Annotated in this window: 15 protein-coding genes and 3 tRNA genes; 7 read left to right on the top strand and 11 right to left on the bottom strand. The window is 44.0% G+C overall.

The features are described 5' to 3' along the window. Window positions 1-3 precede the first annotated feature (3 nt). From ftsH to EJ419_RS05200, 6 genes are all read right to left on the bottom strand, one after another. Entirely contained in the window at window positions 4-2,280 is a 2,277-nt protein-coding gene (gene ftsH / locus EJ419_RS05175; RefSeq protein ID WP_131284321.1) for an ATP-dependent zinc metalloprotease FtsH, read from the bottom strand. A 9-nt stretch (window positions 2,281-2,289) separates the two neighbouring features. Then, the gene (hpt, locus tag EJ419_RS05180) at window positions 2,290-2,847 is read right to left on the bottom strand and encodes a hypoxanthine phosphoribosyltransferase (protein ID WP_131284323.1); all 558 of its coding nucleotides are present in this window, start codon (window positions 2,845-2,847) and stop codon (window positions 2,290-2,292) included. Then, complete coding sequence (gene tilS / locus EJ419_RS05185; protein WP_131284325.1) at window positions 2,834-3,934, bottom strand: tRNA lysidine(34) synthetase TilS; 1,101 nt, start codon at window positions 3,932-3,934, stop codon at window positions 2,834-2,836. Before tilS ends, hpt begins: the two co-directional genes overlap by 14 nt. Further along, entirely contained in the window at window positions 3,935-5,380 is a 1,446-nt protein-coding gene (gene dacB / locus EJ419_RS05190; RefSeq protein WP_131284327.1) for a D-alanyl-D-alanine carboxypeptidase/D-alanyl-D-alanine endopeptidase, read from the bottom strand. Between the two features lie 180 nt (window positions 5,381-5,560). Next, window positions 5,561-6,844: a glycosyltransferase family 2 protein gene (locus EJ419_RS05195; protein ID WP_131284329.1), complete on the bottom strand. Its 1,284-nt coding sequence runs from the start codon at window positions 6,842-6,844 to the stop codon at window positions 5,561-5,563. A 13-nt stretch (window positions 6,845-6,857) separates the two neighbouring features. Beyond that, entirely contained in the window at window positions 6,858-8,450 is a 1,593-nt protein-coding gene (locus tag EJ419_RS05200; protein WP_165496245.1) for an AI-2E family transporter, read from the bottom strand. 131 nt (window positions 8,451-8,581) lie between these two features. On the opposite strand from EJ419_RS05200, the gene EJ419_RS05205 reads away from it, so the two are divergent. Together EJ419_RS05205 and EJ419_RS05210 are read left to right on the top strand one after the other, a co-directional pair. After that, window positions 8,582-9,442 (top strand): glycosyltransferase family 2 protein, encoded by an 861-nt coding sequence (locus EJ419_RS05205; protein WP_131284333.1) that lies wholly within the window; start codon window positions 8,582-8,584, stop codon window positions 9,440-9,442. A gap of 68 nt (window positions 9,443-9,510) precedes the next feature. Beyond that, on the top strand, window positions 9,511-10,671 hold the full coding sequence (locus EJ419_RS05210) for a hypothetical protein (RefSeq protein WP_131284335.1): 1,161 nt from the start codon (window positions 9,511-9,513) through the stop codon (window positions 10,669-10,671). A gap of 144 nt (window positions 10,672-10,815) precedes the next feature. On the opposite strand, the gene EJ419_RS05215 is transcribed toward EJ419_RS05210, so the two are convergent. Both EJ419_RS05215 and trmB read right to left on the bottom strand, forming a co-directional pair. Then, a tRNA-Glu gene (locus EJ419_RS05215) sits at window positions 10,816-10,887 on the bottom strand. A 122-nt stretch (window positions 10,888-11,009) separates the two neighbouring features. After that, window positions 11,010-11,915 (bottom strand): tRNA (guanosine(46)-N7)-methyltransferase TrmB, encoded by a 906-nt coding sequence (gene trmB / locus EJ419_RS05220; RefSeq protein ID WP_131284337.1) that lies wholly within the window; start codon window positions 11,913-11,915, stop codon window positions 11,010-11,012. A 152-nt stretch (window positions 11,916-12,067) separates the two neighbouring features. Between trmB and galE the strand changes: the two genes are divergently transcribed. The 4 genes from galE (at window position 12,068) to EJ419_RS05240 (ending at window position 15,132) form a co-directional block, all read left to right on the top strand. Beyond that, entirely contained in the window at window positions 12,068-13,078 is a 1,011-nt protein-coding gene (galE, locus tag EJ419_RS05225; protein ID WP_131284339.1) for a UDP-glucose 4-epimerase GalE, read from the top strand. A gap of 278 nt (window positions 13,079-13,356) precedes the next feature. Then, window positions 13,357-13,430, top strand: a tRNA-Asp gene (locus EJ419_RS05230). 48 nt (window positions 13,431-13,478) lie between these two features. Next, a tRNA-Phe gene (locus tag EJ419_RS05235) sits at window positions 13,479-13,554 on the top strand. A gap of 426 nt (window positions 13,555-13,980) precedes the next feature. Beyond that, window positions 13,981-15,132, top strand: a complete 1,152-nt coding sequence (locus EJ419_RS05240) for a substrate-binding domain-containing protein (protein WP_131284341.1) — start codon at window positions 13,981-13,983, stop codon at window positions 15,130-15,132. Between the two features lie 136 nt (window positions 15,133-15,268). Here EJ419_RS05240 and EJ419_RS05245 read toward each other — a convergent pair whose 3' ends face one another. The 3 genes from EJ419_RS05245 to EJ419_RS05255 all read right to left on the bottom strand — a co-directional run bounded on the left by EJ419_RS05245 (window position 15,269) and on the right by EJ419_RS05255 (window position 17,471). Beyond that, entirely contained in the window at window positions 15,269-15,772 is a 504-nt protein-coding gene (locus EJ419_RS05245) for a low molecular weight protein-tyrosine-phosphatase (RefSeq protein ID WP_131284344.1), read from the bottom strand. Continuing rightward, window positions 15,772-16,467, bottom strand: coding sequence for a dihydrofolate reductase (locus EJ419_RS05250; protein ID WP_131284345.1), 696 nt, complete (start codon window positions 16,465-16,467; stop codon window positions 15,772-15,774). Before EJ419_RS05250 ends, EJ419_RS05245 begins: the two co-directional genes overlap by 1 nt. A gap of 131 nt (window positions 16,468-16,598) precedes the next feature. Next, complete coding sequence (locus tag EJ419_RS05255) at window positions 16,599-17,471, bottom strand: thymidylate synthase (protein WP_131284347.1); 873 nt, start codon at window positions 17,469-17,471, stop codon at window positions 16,599-16,601. Window positions 17,472-17,882: 411 nt separating this feature from the next. On the opposite strand from EJ419_RS05255, the gene EJ419_RS05260 reads away from it, so the two are divergent. Continuing rightward, window positions 17,883-18,302, top strand: coding sequence for an OsmC family protein (locus EJ419_RS05260; protein WP_131284349.1), 420 nt, complete (start codon window positions 17,883-17,885; stop codon window positions 18,300-18,302). Window positions 18,303-18,420: the final 118 nt, after the last annotated feature.

Raw genomic sequence — 18,420 nt, forward strand, 5'->3', positions numbered from 1 at the left:
AGCTTACTCAACTTCATTAGAATCAGTAGTTGCAGCTTCTCCACCAGCCTCGTTCGGCACATCGTTTGTCTCAATAACAGCCGGAGACTGAGCCGAAGCTAGAGTCCCATCAGATGCGACTTCAGAAGTACCATCCAGCTGGGAAACAACTTCAGTACCATCAGAATCGACTTCAAGTGATTCCTCGTGAGCTCCTGAAGTTGCGTCAACTGCTACTGAGCTACGTAGATTCTTCGGAATTTCTACTGGAGGTATAGTAGATACTTTTCGATTCGGAGCCGATAGCCATTGGGAACGCTCTGGTGCCTTCTTCAATGGAGCAAAGATCTCAGCAAGTTCTTTTGCGTCGAGAGTTTCCTTCTCAAGCAGCTGACGGACTAACTCATCAAGAACGTCACGATTGTTCATAACGATCTCATATGCCTCTTCATGTGCAGTTTCCACAAGCTTGAGTACTTCATCATCGATTATTTCAGCCGTACGATCTGAGTACTTTCGTGGCTGCAAACCATCAAGACCGCCATCATTGGATTCATCATTCCACTTGATTGCGCCGAGTTTATCAGAGAAACCAAATTCTACAACCATACGGCGGGCGATATTTGTAGCCTTTTCGATATCGTTCGACGCACCAGTAGTTGGATCATGGAATACTACTTCCTCAGCTACACGTCCACCCATTGCATAGGCCATCTGATCAAGAAGCTCGTTACGAGACTGACTAAAGCGATCTTCTGTCGGCATAACAGCCGTGTAGCCTAATGCGCGACCGCGTGGAAGAATCGTTACCTTTGTAACTGGATCTGTATGGTGCAGAGCTGCTGCAACCATTGCGTGTCCGCCTTCATGATACGCAGTATTACGTAATTCTTCAAGAGCCATTCCGTTGCTACGACGGCGAGGACCGCTCATCACACGATCTACTGCTTCATCAATTGCTCGTGCATCGATCAAATCCGCATCTTCACGTGCGGTGAGTAAAGCAGCTTCATTCAATACGTTCGCTAAATCAGCACCTGTAAAGCCTGGTGTAAGCACAGCAATACGATGCAAATCAACATCAGGAGCAAATGGTTTACCCTTAGCATGAACCTTAAGGATATCCTCACGACCCTTCAAATCTGGTGCTTCTACTGCAACCTGGCGATCAAAACGACCAGGTCGAGTCAATGCAGAATCAAGCACATCAGGACGGTTTGTCGCTGCGATAATAATGATATTCGTATCGGTATCGAAACCATCCATTTCGACGAGCAATGCATTCAATGTCTGCTCACCAGCGCCACTTCCATTTGCTGCAGCAGAAGAACGCCTACGTCCCATCGCATCGATTTCGTCGATGAAGATAATTGCTGGTGAATTCTTCTTTGCTTCTTCGAACAGCTCACGTACGCGAGACGCACCCAAACCAACAAAGACTTCTTCAAAGTCTGAACCTGCCATGGAGTAGAACGGTACTCCTGCTTCACCTGCAATTGCACGTGCTATCAAAGTCTTACCCGTTCCCGGAGGACCATAAAGCAAAAGACCATGAGGTATGCGTGCACCAAGCTTGCGATACTTGGTTGGATCTTTCAAGAAGTCCTTAATTTCTTCAACTTCGGTAACCGCAGCTTCTTCACCAGCCACATCAGCAAACTTAGTCTTAGGAATATCAGCTTCTTGGAGGCGCTTATTTCGATTACCTCCTGGAAGGCCGAGCATACCGCCGGATCCATCTCCCAGTCGTGACATGACCCACCACATCATACCGAAAAGAAGCAAAATTGGAAGTAATGAGGACAGAATACCAATCCAAGGATTGCTGAACTGGATATTGACGTTATACCCATTCTTGATTTTCGCTGTCTTAAGTAACTTATTTAAGTCAGCACCTTGCGCGGAAGAGTAGTAGAACTGTACCTTTTTACCGTAGTTCTTTTCACGCGCGTTCTTGTCCTTAGAGTCCTTTTTCTTGAAATCATCTTTCAAAGTCAAGCGGACAGATTGATAATTATCTGTTATTTCGACGTACTCAGCTTTGCCTTTTTGAATAAGGGCAAAGCCATCCTTTGTATCGATCGCCTGAGAATCAGAACGATTGACAAAGAAGAAAACGCTGAGCAACAACGCAGCAAGAACAACAACCCACAACCATGGACGCCTCCACCAGCGTGGAGAATCTGGCTGGTTACCGTCAGAATTGTTCATATTGTTACGTGTTTTATCGTCGCTATTCTTATCTCGCGAATCACGATTATCGCGCGAATCACGTGGCGCGAATGGATTTATATCTGCCATAAATCTGCCTTACTTACCCTCATAAACTTCAGGTCTCAACACAGCGATTGAGTCAAGGTTGCGATACTTTTCGTCATAATCTAAACCGAATCCAACTACGAACTCGTCCGGAATCGTAAAACCTGAGTATTTCACATCAACGTGAGCAGTTCGACGAGCTGGCTTTTCAAGCAATGCAAATACCTCTACAGAAGCCGCTCCACGGTTCTTTAACTCATCGACAAGCCATGCCAAAGTCAAACCCGAATCGATAATGTCTTCGACAATCAATACGTGACGACCTTTAACATCAGTAGACAAATCTTGTCGCACTGTAATAGTTCCTGTAGATTGAGTTCCAGCTCCGTACGATGATAAGCTCATGAAATCAATTTCCGCAGGAATACTCACTGCTTGAGCGAATGCTGCCATAGTATTGACAGCACCCTTGAGTACAGCAACAAGCAAAGGATCCTTACCTGCATAATCCTTCGAAACGATAGCCGCTACCTCATGAATTTTGCTGTCGAGCTCTTCACGGGAAATAAGCTCGTGGTCAATATCTTCACGTACATCAGAAATTTGCATATTCCCTATCTTTCCATAACTGAATGACGTTATACAGCTTATTCGCTCTCAGAGTTGAAGAAATGTATACCTCTTTCTTCTTCTGTTCGCTATTACTAAGTTCAATAATCGCAAAAATCATAGAGCGAGTTGGAGTTATATTTATATTTTCTAAGAAACGCGCGATAACCCGTCGTTGTACTGCCGGTGCGAAAGCGTGCAATGCACGAATTTTAATTTCTTCATTGCCATTCTTCTCTCGCACTATACTTGTGTATGCATCATCAACAGCATTCTCAATAATTTCTAAATCTTCGCGAGCAAATTGAGAACCTATGCTCAAGATGCTTCGAATGTCACGATCAGCGACACGGTTTATCAGTGGAATTACATCATGACGTATCCGAGATCTAAGCGGATAGTCTTGCGCCAATTCCCCCTCAACGTCATCTCCGTTAGTAGGATCATCCCAATACTTAAGATTAAGTTCATCACAAATCTGCGTTGTTTGCTCACGTGACATACTTAAGAATGGACGAACTACAGGAATTCCGTCAAAATAAGTAACCGGAGAAATACCCGACAGAGCATCAATATGCGCGCTGCGAATGAGCTGGATCATTATAGTTTCTGCGACATCGTCTTGCGTATGAGCAACGAGTACCGCTATTGCTCCTAATTTTTTCGCTTCGCTCACAAGAGCCGCATAACGAGCATCACGCGCATCTGATTCAACTCCTGAGCGCGTTTTCTCAACCGTTACATCCACTACTCGTACCGGACTTAATCCTAGCTCTTCGCAGCGTTCAGCCGCTTGACGCGCAACCAAATCCGAATTCTCTTGCAACTGATGGTTTATGATGAGAGCGCCCACTTTATATTCAGCATCGCCATATCTGACAGCCTGGTTTGCACATGCGCGCTGAGCAACCGCAGCCAATGCAAGAGAATCTCTTCCCCCCGAGCATGCAATAAGAATTAAAGGTCGGGAGGAAGGCTGTGTATTATTGTCGCTCGTGTCAGCACTGCCTTCTTGGACTTCTGTAATTGATTGAACTGAATCACGTACAAGCTTTTGGGCATGATGTAAAAGTTCCGACTGAATCATTTATAAATCCACCAATCTCGATGCAAAATAATCAATCGCAGATTTACCAGTTGCCATGTCATCACCGTTAACAACTATTGCAAAAATTAGCGTACCTCCATTGGTGCGTGACACATTTCCTGCTAGAGAAGTTACGTTACCGAGAGTGCCCGTTTTAGCGCGTACAAGTCCTCTCGCTTGAGCACCGAAATCTCGAGCTCTGAGGGTTCCGCTTAATTGTGAAATAGGCATTCCCGTTGCTGCAGCCCACGTCGAATTATTCGAGTCTCGCGTATTCAGATAAGCACTCTGAACGTGTATAAGTGTACGTGCGGTTACAGCCGAACCAGGGGCAAGGCCTGAAGTATCTGACATAACCAGACCCTGAGTATCAATCCCCTGCCGTTTCACTATATCGATAACGGCTTGAGTAGACCCGTTCAGAGAATTATCTTGTCCCGTTCGTATAGCAAGGAGTCTGCCCAATAATTGAGCAAGAGAATTATCTGAATTTGTCAGCATGATCTGAACAATTTGCCACATAGGAGCGGACTTTACAGTGGCTATTTCAAATGAATCAGCACTTGCTGCAGATTGAGCAATTGTTGAATTTTCGACAGTGATTCCACGTTCTTCAAGAAGGCTTACAAACGTTTGTGCTACGTCGTGTGCTGGACGAGCACTTCTTTGAGGTGACCATTGCCCCTCACCATCAGGGTCATGCCCATCATCACTACCCCATGCTCGCGCTTCATCAATCGCCATGGACGTTGTTTCGATTTCATTTGTATAGTTTTCATTGACATCTGATGATGCATCCAACTGACGCGGCAATGTATCGTTGTTAAACAATGAATTATCGTATTGGAAGTTAACTTCGGAAATATTACGTTTTTTTAGAGCCTGAGCAGTTTGATCTGCTAAAGTCGATAAACCAGCACGCCCATTAACATGGTGTGCATCACTATTGCCTCTGCCCAAGAGAATATCTCCGCCGCCAACGAGAGTAAGAGTGCGCGATGTCGCCTCCAACTTAACTGTCGTATCTAAAGTCTCTTGACTATCGAATGTAACGCTTGCAGCTAAAGCAGTCAGTGTTTTCAATGTTGAAGCTGGTTCAAATGCTTGCTTTTCATCGTGTGAGGCAATAATGTCACCGTTCGCTTGTGCGATGATTATTCCAGCATTATTTCCATTACCAATTCGAGCAACCGTTTCAGCAATCACAGAACGCGCATGTTCTTTATCTATTTTTTTATCCTGAACATTTTCGATAGTTCGTCCATTAAAATTTTGAAGATGCGAATATGGTTGGAGTGCAGCAATACGACCTTGATTAAAAGTCCGTCTTAATACTGATAACCCGCCAGATACCATTGCATTGGCATCAGCGAAAGCATATCCCGCACTTAGCGCTACCACGACTATTGCGGTAATACTTATAGTAATGAATCGACGTTTATGCATACTCTTAAGCTTTGTTTCTCAGTACTTTCTTTCTTCTCAGTGCTTTCTTTAGCGCTATCGTATAGAGCCCTGCAATTGTATACAGTACACAGCCTTCTCGGCTAGTATCTCATAGTTCATAACTATAACAATGAAGTCTCCATAACTACGATTTTGCCATTCTAAAGAAAACACAAAAATCTAAGAATTCGCATGTGAACTTGAGCTTGTATGAGCCATAATGTGCTCTGCTGCTTCACCACCCGAATGAGCAATCGGCTTCCACTGAGATTTTGCAAAAATGGCAACAAATGAAATAGGAACATAGCTTGCCATATAAATCGGGAAGCTGAGGCTATAAGCGATAAGTTCACGTACTGAAACGTTGAGTTTGTCCCGCTCAGCAAATCCCGAAATAGCTGCCAGAAGCATCATACCTACAATTGCCCAGAGTATCGACTGTAACCAGCTTCCTGCAGAGTTAAGAATCGAATACCATGAGATGAATCCAAGCGCTGCATAAATAATTCCTAAGATAAATCGGAACACAGAAATCACCATAAACGGGCACACCATAAGAGTGACGTCAACTGCTGAGAAATCTCTCTCTTTAATAGCCCACTGAGCCATAACTTTTCCATAGTATCTAAAGACTTGAAGGAAGCCTTTAGACCAACGTACACGCTGATTCCAGCTCGTTTTAAAATCAACAGGCTGCTCATCAAAGAACATTGCCGAGCCACAAAATCCGATGCGATCTCCGTGCAAAATGCAATCCATAGTAAATTCCATATCTTCAGTAAGAAGATGGAATTTCCATCCATCATTTCGCTCCATGATACGACGCGAAAACATGAATCCGGTACCTCCCACGTGGCATGAGGTTCCAAGAGCTGCACGAGTCGTATTAAGGAATCGGGATTCTCGAACAAACCATAGAGCCGCTCCAGAAGAAATCCAGTTTTCTGCCAAATTTACAGAATTACGATAACTCGTTAGTGCCTCGAATCCAGCTTGACGAGCTTTATTCATTTCCGCAATATAATTCTTGTCGAGCAAATTATCAGCATCAAAAATGAAGAAAGCATCGTATTTTTTCGAATCGCCCGTTGCCATCATCGTCTGCAACAAGTATTGCAAAGCATAGCCTTTGCCAACTTGTTCTTTATTAAAACGTTCAATGACATGGCAACCAAGATCACGAGCGACTTGCGCGGTCTTATCCGTGCAATTATCCGCGACAATCCATATATCTATGAGCTCGCTAGGGTATGTTTGCTTCTGGATAGAGCGAATGAGGTTCCCAATAACTTTCTCTTCGTTACGAGCAGAAATCAAAACAGCGTAATTGCGATCTTGAGGTACATCAGGATAAGTTGTCTGCTTGGCAAACATCCCTACTATCATCACCAGCGCTTGGTAAATCATCGTAATGAAACCTAAAACCGTGATGATGACGTCAAGGAATGCAAGTAAACCATTCATGCCCATTCACCTCTTAATTCTCAGCTGAGTTATCGTCAGACGCCGTTGAATCATCAATATGCGCTACTTGAATTTCGGTTTCCTCATTATTATAGTCACGCTTCTCGCTCTTACCAGAGTCCTCTTGATTCTCGGATTCGATATGTTTACGAGGGCGAGCAGGTTTCGCTGGCTTAATAGCTGCTGAAGATGATTTGCGCTCATTCTCTCTACTATTAATCGTATTATCCTCCGATTCACCGTTACCATCGCGTTGTTGTGCAGCTTCGGCAAGATATTCTCGAACACTCTTATCATTTTGTGGTAGCGAACCAGTCCCTTCAACAGACTCTCTAAAACGAATCAGATCTTCAGCAGTAACATGTTGATTATCAATTTTTGCCGATCGCATAGGGACCATCATCGTCTCAGATATCTTCTCACCTGCAGCTTGCACGCTTCGCGCAATAACTGATTCCTTACGAGGCTTAGGATCATCTAATAACTCAGAGTCAACGAGATCGTAGCGCTTTAGATAAGTGCTGAGAAGAGCCTGAATACTTGCGATAATTGGCAATGCTAAGAAACCACCCAAAGCTCCCCATTCTGCCGAGAACGCAAAGACACCGAGCAATGCTATAGCAGGATTGAGATCCATCGTTGAACGAGTAATCATCGGACTGAGTAAGTTATTTTCAATTTGCTGATACACAATAATGAAGATAACGATGTAGATAGCTGGACGAATACCATTAGTTCCCCACGCAAAGATAGCTGGAAGTGCTCCACCTAAATACGTTCCAATCATTGGAACGAACTGTGAAATCAAGCCACATGCAAGTGCTAATGGTAACCAGTTTGGTACGTTCAAAATAATCATGAATACCGATAAGCAGACGGCATTAACGACAGCACATACAATGCGCGAATAGAGGAATCCTGAAATCTGATCTTGAACTACAGTCCATGTTACTAAGAAACGTTTTTGTGAATTCTCTGGTAAGTAGTGGCATATAACTTTACGCATATTTGGACCGTACGCGCTCATATAATACGTCACCAAAACAATCGTCAATAAATCAAGAAGCGAACTAAATGCAGAACCCGCTGTAGTTAATGCCTGCCCAGCAAATGCACCGATGCTATCAGTACGAATTGATGAGAGCAGGGATGTGCCTAAATCATTTATGCGTGGAAGAGTGTAATTAAACTGACTCTGAACAAAATCACTTACTTGCGTATATAGCTCAGGAAGGCCCGAAATAATCGATACTATTTGACGAATCATCAAATTACCGAAAACAGCTATAAAAGCAGCAATAAGAATAAATAGGAAAAGAAGAGTAAGCCCAGCAGAAACGTTGCGCTTCCATCCTTTAGAGATGAGCCAACGTACAATTGGTTCTATAGCAAAAGCAATAAATAACGAAATAATGATATTAAGAATAACGCTTTGCAAATTATCGAATGCGGTCCATGCAAAGTATCCAAGGACGACTGCAATAAATGCATATAACAAAGCGCGTGTATACCACTCAGGAGGACGACGACTATCGCCCTTACGAGGGAAAATCGAGGCTAAATCTGCTACTTCTTCTTGTTTTCTCTCTGGAGTCATAGTGTTCATTATTCCACCTGCCCACAACCTCATTATTCCAAATTACGGCCCGACTGCTTACTACATTCATAATTCTTTCATATCGTTACTCTTTAAAAGCTTTGGTGCTCCTTATAGAACCCATTAGATAAACTGGCATTATGACTTCAGTTTCTATTGTTATTCCAACATGGAATGAATCACGGCGCGTACTCGATTGTCTGCGCAATGCAACTACTCAAACCGTTCAGGCGCATGAGATTATCGTAGTGGACAATAACTCAACTGATAACACTCGCTCAATCGTTCAGAATTTCATTGATTCACATCCTGGGACGAATGTTGTCTTAACACAGCAAACTGCTGCTCAGGGTTTAATTCCAACCCGCAATTTTGGACTCGACTTGGCGACAGGTGACATAGTTGCTCGCTTTGATGCTGATTGTATGATTAAGCCAAATTGGGTAGAAGCAGTCACTCTTTTCTTCGATTCACATCCTCATATTGCAGGAATTACAGGCCCTGTATGCTATTACGATATGCCTCTTCCTCCTGTCGGCCAATTTTTTGATGGGCTTGTACGTGAAAAGCAGTATAGCGCTGACGGAATGCCCCTTTTATTTGGCTCGAATATGGCAATGCGACGTGAGGCATGGGAAGCTATACGCCCTGTTGTTTGTGATGATGTGGAAGACGTTTTCCACGAGGACATTGATTGCAGTTTGCATTTATTTGAACAAGGGTTTAAGACGCAATACTGCACTGCAATGGTAACTGGGGCAAGCGCTCGTCGTATGGGTACAAAGCATGATTCCTTCAAGAATTATATGAAGCGTTTCCAAACGACTTTTGACGCACATCCGGGACATACGCGCGATGGTTATCCTGAACGCACACTGCTACGTTTATACCCTCTTCTCAACTCTATGTATCATGTTTATGGCGCGTGGTGCTCTATTTTCAAGATAGATACAGCAGAACGTTTATGGAGTAGCTATCGCAAACGCGTTCATCTTAATTAATGTACTACTTAATTAATGTACTACGGCTTTACTCAGAATAAATTGAAAACACATCACGAAAGGTAAATATGACTGACAACATCCCAATGAATGATGCTCAACAGACACCATATACACCACAATCTACCGCTCCAGCTTCTACTCCTAGCGAAGGTACAGCTCAGGTTCCACCTCAAACTTCTGCTCCACAGCCTCTTAGTCCACAAGATTGGCACAATCAATTCGTTGCGCTCAACGGTCGCGCTCCTTCAGCTGAAGAATACAATGCCGCCGTATCCCGTGGCGAGATCCGAGACTATGCACAGAGCGCATCTGCGGCTAACCCGCTTCCTTTTGACACGAATCAGATGAATGAAACAATGAACACTGCGGTCAATAACGCTAAATTATTTGCTGATGAAGCACTCAGCGATGTCAAGAACTTCAAAAATCTTTCATCGCAAAACCGTCAAGACGTTCTCATTCTTGGTTCAGCACTCGGCGCGATTATTGCTCTTATCAGCATCTTCTTGCCATTAGTTACGTTCCATTCTTTCGCTGGTAGCCAGTCCCTCTCCGTCCTTGACATACTCTTTAACAGCTCGACTTCGCGTTTTTCAGATACCACTATCATGGTTGTCCTCTCCATCGTGGTTATTATTCTTACGGCCGTCTTAAAAGTTCAGAAGAAAACAAACTTGCGAAATCCGATTATGGGCCTGTCTCTCGTTGCAGGTTTGGTAGCTATTGAAATGATTATCGGCGTTTCAAGAAATTTCAGTACAGATGGAAGCGACTTCGTTCAGTCTTCTTTGAACATCGGCTATTATCTTCTGCTTATCGGTGCAATCGTCATGGTTGCAACAAGCGTTGCTGCAATTGTATTCTGGCTTAAGGATCGCAATGCTACAACAGTTCCAACAATTGCACCAAATCCTAATGTGCCTGTTACTCCTAATGCTCCTGCTGCCCCTTCAGCTCCTCTAGGACAAACTCCAGTAAACCCTGCTGAAGCACAGAATCCATCTAACGCATCTGCTCCTATGCCTGCACCTATGCAAGCACCAGTATCTCAGACTACACAGTTTACAAATTCTCAACCTACGCAATCCGTTATGAATACCCCAGTTTCTCAGCCTGCTGGACCTACTCAGGCTCAGTGGCTAGAAGCATTCCAGCACAATAACGGACGTGTTCCTACCCAAGAAGAATTTAATGCAGCTCTAGCACGTGGGGAATTCGTACTCTAATTTCGTCCTTGACAGCGGGAATTAAACAGAGCATCACAAGCTTGATGCAAGAGAGCGGTTCAAGAATCATTTGAACCGCTCTCGTTATATCAATCTATAAGTTCATGCATAACAAAAAAGCTCCAGAAATCTGGAGCTGTATCGTACCCCCGGAGAGAATCGAACTCTCGTTGTCAGAGTGAAAGTCTGATGTCCTAACCATTAGACGACGGGGGCGGACTTGATATATATTAACGAACGCCTTCCTAGAATGCAAGTGCAAACCTATTCGGCGTGTCTTCCTTATATCAAGCTAAAACTTGCAAGTCTTTCTCTATAATGTTTTCTTCTATCAGCATTTATTGACGTCGATACGTGAAATCATGAATCGTTCTTCCAGCTTTAAGCCCCTTATTCTCAAAGTTTGTAAGAACGCGTTCGCTAAAACGTTCTGATTCCATGAAATCTGCATGAGGCAATAGTTCAGCTTCCTGTGCATTGCCCTTACTTACATGTTCAGTTGCCAAACTCACCACAACGTCGCCCTCATTTATGAAGTCATCACGTCTATCCATAACTTCATGTACATGCAATGCGTAGTCATCAATGTCCGTTGCTATACGCCACACACCATTTTCCACAAGCGCATTATGAATTGCTCTCGCTAGACCATCTTGAACAATTCGACGCTTATGATGCTTAGTCTTCGGCCACGGGTCCGGGAAAAACGTCCACACTTCGTCAACTACTCCATCCTTGAAAGCCTGCAGCAATTCAGGTGCATTTACCTGAACCATACGCAGATTTCTAAGCTCTTCCTTACCGGCTTTAAGCAACGCATGTGCCACACCTGGGGTATACACCTCAATGCCTATAAAATTATCTTGTGGATTATTGCGAGCAGCAGCTATGATGTTCTCGCCTTGGCCCGTACCAATTTCGACAATGATACGGCCTTCTTCTCGAAATCCTTCACCCCACTTATCCTTCAGCATCTGGCGCGTAATAATAAGCTGAGAATCCACACCTAATTCATTATGCGATCCTTCAAATCTGAGCATGTACTCATCAGAGTATTCGTTCCACGCACGTTCCATACGTCCCTCCAAACGAGTCGATCTACGCACATATGAAACTACTGAACGGTGATGTTGTGATTGCGGCTGTTTCCCATCTAACTGTTGGCTAGCCAATTGTTCGCCGACCATTTGTTCGCCGGCCATTTCCTTACCGCTCGAACGGGCATTTATTGGTTGTTCTTCCATCTCAATAAACCTTCACATTAATTACTTCATTATTGCTTCTTAGACAAGCATAATATATGGATAGCGCGCTATAATAAAAGTGTCACAAATGAACAATGGCGCACAAAAGTGCACATATGTGATTATTCAAGATCAATGATTTAAGGAGAATCATGACCGTTCTTGTAACAGGTGGCTGCGGTTACATCGGTGCTCACGTTGTACACGCTCTTCACGAAGCAGGTAAAAAAGTTGTTGTAGTAGATGATTTAAGTTACGGCAAGCCAACCCGCATCGAAGGCGCACGCTTATACGGCATGGATGTTTCTGCAGCAGGTGCAGATGAGCGACTAGCTCAGATTATGCGAGACGAAGACGTTGACGCAGTAATACATTTTGCCGCAAGGAAGCAAGTTGGCGAATCCGTCGAAAAGCCACTATGGTACTACCGCCAAAATATCAATGGCTTGCTTAACGTACTTGAAGCTATGAAAAATAGCGACGCAAAGAAACTCGTTTTCTCTAGCTCAGCCGCAACGTATGGCGTGCCGCCCGTCGACGTCGTACCAGAAGATGTGCAACCTATGGTACCAATCAATCCATATGGCCAGACAAAGCTCTTCGGAGAATGGATGGGACGCGCTGCAGCTCACGCATATGGAATTCGCTTCTGCGCATTGCGTTACTTCAACGTAGCAGGATGCGGCCCAGTTGAGCTTGAAGATCCAGCCATTCTCAATCTCGTACCTATGGTGCTTGACCGACTTCAGCGCGGTTTAGCTCCAGCTATTTTCGGCGATGACTATCCTACTGAAGATGGCACATGCGTACGCGATTATATTCACGTCTCAGACCTCGCTGACGCACACATCGCAGCAATGAATTACCTTGACCGCGATGAACGAAAGTACGACGCTTTTAATGTAGGAACAGGAACCGGAACCTCAGTGCGTCAAATCGTTGACGAAATTAAGCGCGTATCAGGTTTACCTTTCGTAGAAACGATAATGCCACGCCGTGCTGGCGACCCTCCACATCTTATCGGCTCCCCTGAGCGCATCAACACCGAGATGGGATGGCACGCACAGTACGACGTAAAGGATATCGTCGAATCAGCGTGGAACGCATGGCAAGCTAATCCAAACCATCATATCGACGTTGAAACATGGTCGCAGAAGAACTAGTTGATACATGTTTCATATAAAGTCAGACATGAGCTTAACGATAGTTAAAAGGTAACCAACTGAAAGTTAAATATTAGAAATCACACTGAAAGTATCTTTTAGAAACTCTCAGTAACGTGCGAGAATCTAGTAATTAATCTTCCTTAGACACTCCGAACGCTCATATGACACGCCGTAAAACCTTAGAAATCAAGCGGTTTCTAAGGTTTTTTCTTTTTTCAAGTTGCGCATCGTCAAAAAGCTCTGTATATTTATCTCTTGGTTGCTAAAGCAATCGTGGCTCCGTAGCTCAGTTGGTTAGAGCGCCGCCCTGTCACGGCGGAGGTCGCCGGTTCAAGTCCGGTCGGAGTCGCTGGAATATAGCCCGGTCTTTCCGGGTTTTATTTTTCCAACATAATTTGGCTCTGTAGCTCAGTTGGTAGAGCGTGCGACTGAAAATCGTAAGGTCACCGGATCGACGCCGGTCGGAGCCACCACTTAGACCCTCCATTGTGAGGGTCTTTTTGTTTTTCACTATCCGCCCCCCCTATTCTCCAAACATGGCACTCAGAAGGACATCCCAGGTTAGAAGGCGGGCTAAGGGTTAATGGTCAGAAGTAGACCTTACATACACAGCAAAAACCTCCCTAGAAATCTTTTTTGCATTTCTTCCCATTTATTCCATCCTAATGAATAATTACATTGCCTCCAGATGGGCAAATATGCAAAAAAATGAATCCCGCCCGTTACAGAAACTTCTTCACCTCTATCCCCCAGCACAAGTCCGATATACGACACGAAACACATCTTCACAGTTAGTTCATTCGTTTAACTAACATGTGATATACTTCACATAGATATCGTCAACAAATCAAAATCGATATCCATCGCCAGAAAGTTAATGACGACTTAAGGGAGAAAAAATGAATATCACGAAGAAAGCGCTGACCATTGTAGCCACAGCATCTCTTCTCTTCGGGTTGGCAGCTTGCTCCTCCACCCGTGGCTCAAGTTCCTCATCTTCATCCTCTATCGAAAAAGGCGCAACTATAGGAATCTCCATGCCTACAAAATCGATGGAACGTTGGAATAAAGATGGTCGTAACCTTAAAACAAAACTTGAGAAAGCTGGTTACAAAGTAATCCTTTCCTACGCAGACGATAAGCCTTCTCAGCAGAATTCTGACATTGAAAATATGGTCAACAATAACGCCAAAGTAATCGTAGTTGCCGCTAAAGATGGTACCTCTGTGGGACCTGCAGTTGAGAAAGCTCATGAATCTGGCGCAAAGGTAATTGCATACGACCGACTAATTATGAATACTAAAGCAGTTGATTATTACGCTACGTTCCAGCTTGAGCAGGTCGGCACACTGCAAGCGCGCTACATTATCGACAAGCTCGGTCTTGAGAAGGGAGCTACAGGCCCATTCAACATCGAAGTATTCACTGGATCTCCAGATGATAATAATGCAAAATACTTCTTCAAAGGCGCTTGGGATTTACTTCAGCCATACTTTAAGAGCGGCGTATTACGTAGCATTTCTAAGCATGGTGGCGGTGTCGATGGTAATTTCTCCGTCGACAAGTGGCAATCCATCTCTGTAATGTCTTGGAAAACCGCTCAAACTCAGACAGATATGGAATCTATTCTCGACTCAAGTTATGCACATGGTGAGAAACTTGATGCCGTCCTCACACCAAATGATGACCTCGCACAGGGTGTAATTAATGCCATCCAGACAAAACGTCCGGATATGAAGCCAGGAACGGATTCTTGGCCGGTTATCACGGGACAAGATGCTAATGAAATCGCGATTTCAAACATTCATCAAGATTTGCAAAGCATGACTGTTTTCAAGGACGTTGCTAAGCTTGCTGATGCCGTCTATACGATGGTTGTCGAAATTGCTCAGGGCAAAGAGGTTTCTGGCATTAATAGTCAAATGGATAATGGTGTCATCCAAGTACCATCAAAACTCCTCGATCCGCTGACCTTGGATAAAAATAATCTTGATGAAGTCGTCAAATCTGGTTTTATCCCTGAAAGTCGATTTAAGGAATTAACTAAATAAAGCTTAGCTTTCACGCTGATAGCAATTAATGCATAAAACAGCCGCTCCTCACACATTGCAAGAAGCGGCTGTTATTCTGTCTAATTTCATTAATTTATCTGAATAATTAACGAGTTAGTGGAGAAAGTTTAGCACATTACTCATCCAACTGGGTACTCACCCAATCAACTATATAAGGCGCGACTTCTTCGATCTGATCAAGCGCAATTTCGAAATCTTCTGGACCTCCATACCAAGGATCAACCAAGTCGATGCTCGATTCAGTACTCGCATTAACTGCCGGAAGCTGAGGGTCAAAGCTACGATACATATGCACCTGTGCTGCATCACTTGCCGGAATTTGGCGCAATAAAGCAATCTTATGTGATGCAGTCATTGGCAAGAATAGATCAGTTTCATCAATTTCATCGCGCGTAATTCGATGTGCAAAATGATGAGCTGGCAATTCGTAGCCGCGAGCTCTCAGAGCACGTTGTGCTCGTCGGTCAATAGGATTTCCATGTTCCTCAGACGATACTGCAGAAGATTTCACCTCTACGCGATCAGCAAGCCCTGCATCCTCAACATATTTACGCAAGACAATCTCAGCCATTGGCGAGCGGCAAATATTACCTGTGCACACTGTCATAATGGTGTACATTAAGCTCTCCTTAACACCCTAAAGCGGTAACGCTTGATTTCGTTTTTTGTATCCTTTGGAGCGGTCCAGTCGCGTATAATCTCTTCAGACCATAAACTATTCTCATCATCAACGTGAACGAGTGGAGCAAAGGCATCCGCTTCTACATGAATATCTAGATCAGTAATGTAGACTTCATCAGCGCGATTAATAGCTTCAGAATAAATCTGTGCGCCGCCGATAATCCAAATTTCATCGCGTCGTACACCATCATCAGGAATAGCAGGTTGCGAAGCTAGTTCGATAGCATCATTAAGAGATGAAACTACAGTTGCCCCTTTAGCTACATAATCTGGATTATGCGAAATTACGTAGTTATCACGATTAGACAATGGCCTAAACTTTTCTGATAATGATTCCCATGTTTTACGCCCCATAATAACTGGGTGCGTAATTGTGTGATCCTTGAATGCCTTCATATCTTCACTCAGATGCCATGGCATCGTGCCGTTTAAGCCCAGAGCTCCAGGATTTCCTTCACGATCGTATGCTTGCGCCCAAATAAGTTTGATAAGTGGTTCAGCAGAATGCGTTGATTCTTCAATGATGTCGTCATCCCACTGCTCATCGGCGTCTTCCCTAAATCGACGGAAGTTATGCCCGGCCGATGCGGGCTGAGGTTGGTGGTAGCCACTGCGACTACTATCGTTCTCCATATCAGTTATCTCCTTATATAAAAGTCAATATCATTTATACTAACAAACAAAGTGGGCAAACGAACTTTGGTATAATCGTTTGCCCACATCAAGTGACTCATAATCACATGACTATACAACTAGTACATATCTCACACAGCAACTGGAGCTTTAATAGTTGGGTGATACTGATAATTTTCAATTACGAAATCACTATATTGGTATTCCTCTAAGGAATTTGCTTTTTCAAGCTTCAACTGTGGATAAGGATAAGGCTTACGACCAAGCTGTTCTAAGACCTGCTCCATATGATTATCATAAATATGGCAATCACCACCAGTCCACACAAATTCTCCCGGCTCAAGACCTGCCTGCTGAGCCATCATCAAAGTGAGCAAAGAATATGAAGCAATATTGAAAGGAACGCCCAAGAACATATCTGCTGAACGCTGATAAAGCTGGCATGAGAGCTTGCCATCAGCGACATAGAATTGGAATAACGAGTGGCATGGAGGCAAAGCCATATTCTCTACCTCGGCAGGGTTCCACGCCGTAACAATCATACGGCGAGAATCAGGATTATTCTTAAGCATATCAAGCACCTGAGCAATCTGATCTATAGTATGCTCAGGATCGTCTTGAGTTGGAGCTGGCCAACTACGCCACTGAACACCATATACCGGCCCTAAATCGCCGTTCTCATCTGCCCACTCGTCCCAAATATGAACATTATTTTCCTGGAGCCACTTAATATTGTGCGAACCCTTAAGGAACCAGAGCAATTCGTATGCGATACCTTTGAAGAACACACGTTTAGTCGTTAGAAGTGGGAATGATTCGCTCAGATCAAAACGCATCTGACGACCGAAAACGGATACAGTTCCCGTTCCTGTTCGATCCGATTTCAGCGTTCCATTAAGCAAAATATCTCGAACTGTATCCTCATACGGCATAGGAATATCAGTTTCAGGACGCGCTGGAATGCGAGCGCGAATATCATCAAGTTCTTGCTGTGTAAGTGCCATACGTATGACATTAGCACGGTCACACACCTGTTTTGCGCATAGCATGACTTTATGTTCTTTTCGAGCGATAACTCAAACGCCTAGACAGCCCTTGCAACATATGATATCTCTATACAAAATATTGATAATCATCGCGTTCCACGTGAAACATACTTCCTTCAACGTACATATTCCAGAGCCTTTTGCGTCAGCACATCCTGTTTCAGCCTGCGCATTCTTCTGCTCTACTTATCAAAATCACTCCAAAACGTTCTCAGCCGAGTCCTCTACTACACGATTTGGTTGCTATACAATACAAATCCACTCACGCTACGAGCGAATTTTGCTACATAAATAAATAACGGTGGGAATACTCATACTCCTCGTTGTATTGTAAGAGATGATAATACTTCTTCAAATTAAGGAGACACCATGGCACGTTTATGGGTTGAGCGTAATAAGGAAGACGGCTCATGGGATGCTTTCAGCGATGATGGTGCCCATATCAAGTTTGGTCGCGGCTCAGATCCAGGCGTTTTCTCACCTGGCGATTTAAGTAAAATCGCTCTCGCTGCTTGCGCGGCATTGTCTAGCCAGTTCGCTGTTGAATCAGCATTAGGCGAAGGCAACGGAGCACGAATTGTTGTAGATGCAAATTACGACGACGAAACCGATAGCTATCTTAGCTTTAACGAGCAGGTTGTAGTTGATGCAATGGAAGCAGGTTTGGACGAGGCAGCGGCTCAAAAGCTAGCTGAACGCGTCCGTCGCCATATTGAAAAGGGCTGCACGGTCATGCATACTTATGTCAAGGAAACACCTGTACGTATGGATGTAGACATTCGTCACTAATTTTCGCAGTTATATGTAAAAGATTCGGGTGGTTGTATACATTTTATTTGTATACAACCACCCGAATCTTTCTAATTATTACTCTATTCCCTGTTCTCTGGAAAAGCCAAATTCGTCG

It is taken from the genome of Alloscardovia theropitheci, assembly GCF_004332295.1.
Lineage (GTDB): Bacteria > Actinomycetota > Actinomycetes > Actinomycetales > Bifidobacteriaceae > Alloscardovia > Alloscardovia theropitheci.